This is a genomic window from Nocardia sp. NPDC003482 (genome assembly GCF_053588115.1).
In genome coordinates, this window is the sequence record NZ_JBSFPI010000060.1 from 1 (window position 1) to 2,477 (window position 2,477).

1 rRNA gene is annotated in these 2,477 nt (G+C 56.4%); it reads right to left on the bottom strand.

From position 1 onward, the window contains the following. Window positions 1-5 precede the first annotated feature (5 nt). Window positions 6-2,477, bottom strand: a 23S ribosomal RNA gene (locus tag ACWDSJ_RS37770); the annotation flags it as partial.

Here is a 2,477-nt window from a genome sequence, read left to right on the forward strand (position 1 = left end):
TCTTCGTTGGTAAGCCCTCGGCCTATTAGTACCGGTCACCTCCACACGTTACCGTGCTTCCAGTTCCGGCCTATCAACCCAATCATCTCTTGGGGGCCTTAACCCTCGAAGGGGTAAGAAACCTCATCTTGGAACAGGCTTCCCGCTTAGATGCTTTCAGCGGTTATCCCTTCCGAACGTAGCCAACCAGCCATGCCCCTGGCGGAACAACTGGCACACCAGAGGTTCGTCCGTCCCGGTCCTCTCGTACTAGGGACAGCCTTCCTCAAGTTTCTCAACGCGCGCGGCGGATAGAGACCGAACTGTCTCACGACGTTCTAAACCCAGCTCGCGTGCCGCTTTAATGGGCGAACAGCCCAACCCTTGGGACCTACTCCAGCCCCAGGATGCGACGAGCCGACATCGAGGTGCCAAACCATCCCGTCGATATGGACTCTTGGGGAAGATCAGCCTGTTATCCCCGGGGTACCTTTTATCCGTTGAGCGACACCGCTTCCACACGCCGGTGCCGGATCACTAGTCCCGACTTTCGTCCCTGCTCGACATGTCTGTCTCACAGTCAAGCTCCCTTGTGCACTTACACTCACCACCTGATTGCCAACCAGGCTGAGGGAACCTTTGGGCGCCTCCGTTACCCTTTAGGAGGCAACCGCCCCAGTTAAACTACCCACCAGGCACTGTCCCTGAACCAGATCATGGCCCGAGGTTAGAAGCCCAATACGATCAGAGTGGTATTTCAACGACGACTCCACCAGAACTAGCGTCCCAGCTTCACAGTCTCCCACCTATCCTACACAAACCGTACCGAACACCAATACCAAGCTATAGTAAAGGTCCCGGGGTCTTTTCGTCCTGCCGCGCGTAACGAGCATCTTTACTCGTACTGCAATTTCGCCGAGTCTGTGGTGGAGACAGCAGAGAAGTCGTTACGCCATTCGTGCAGGTCGGAACTTACCCGACAAGGAATTTCGCTACCTTAGGATGGTTATAGTTACCACCGCCGTTTACCGGGGCTTAAATTCTCAGCTTCGCCCCCGAAAGGGCTAACCGGTCCTCTTAACCTTCCGGCACCGGGCAGGCGTCAGTCCGTATACCTCGTCTTACGACTTCGCACGGACCTGTGTTTTTAGTAAACAGTCGCTTCTCTCTGGTCTCTGCGACCCAACCCAGCTCGAGGAGTCAATCCTGTCACCAGACCGGGCCCTCCTTCTCCCGAAGTTACGGAGGTATTTTGCCGAGTTCCTTCACCACAGTTCTCTCGATCGCCTCGGTATTCTCTACCTGACCACCTGTGTCGGTTTGGGGTACGGGCCGTGCACCAACTCACTAGAGGCTTTTCTCGGCAGCATAGGATCACTGAATTCACCACAACGGCTACGCATCACCTCTCAGGATATACGCGACACGGATTTGCCTATGTCACTCCCTACAGGCTTACACCCGGTAATCCACCACCGGGCCCAGCTACCTTCCTGCGTCACCCCATCGCTTGACTACTACAGCCAGGATCCCATGCATCCCCCTCCAGCTTCCCGAAGGAAGTCTTTTGGGTTCAGGATGGTTAGCACAGCTGATTCGCCATTGGGCGCGGATACACGGGTACGGGAATATCAACCCGTTGTCCATCGACTACGCCTGTCGGCCTCGCCTTAGGTCCCGACTCACCCTGGGCGGATTAACCTGGCCCAGGAACCCTTGGTCATCCGGCGGACGAGTTTCTCACTCGTCTTTCGCTACTCATGCCTGCATTCTCACTCGCATAGCCTCCACAGCTGGATCACTCCGCCGCTTCCCTGGCTACACGACGCTCCCCTACCCATCCCAGCTCCTGGCTCGAAAGCAAGATCAATACTGGAATGCCGCGGCTTCGGCGGTGTACTTGAGCCCCGCTACATTATCGGCGCAGGATCACTTGACCAGTGAGCTATTACGCACTCTTTCAAGGGTGGCTGCTTCTAAGCCAACCTCCTGGTTGTCTCAGCGACCCCACATCCTTTTCCACTTAGTACACGCTTAGGGGCCTTAGCCGGCGATCTGGGCTGTTTCCCTCTCGACTACGAAGCTTATCCCCCGCAGTCTCACTGCCGCACTCTCACACCCCGGCATTCGGAGTTTGGCTGACTTCGGTAAGCTTGTGGGCCCCCTAGGCCATCCAGTAGCTCTACCTCCAGGGTGAAACATGCGACGCTGCACCTAAATGCATTTCGGGGAGAACCAGCTATCACGGAGTTTGATTGGCCTTTCACCCCTACCCACAGCTCATCCCCTCAGTTTTCAACCTAAGTGGGTTCGGGCCTCCACGACGTCTTACCGTCGCTTCACCCTGGCCATGGGTAGATCACTCCGCTTCGGGTCCATGACATGCGACTCAAAACGCCCTATTAGGACTCGCTTTCGCTACGGCTCCCCCACACGGGTTAACCTCGCCACACACCGATGACTCGCAGGCTCATTCTTCAAAAGGCACGCCATCACCA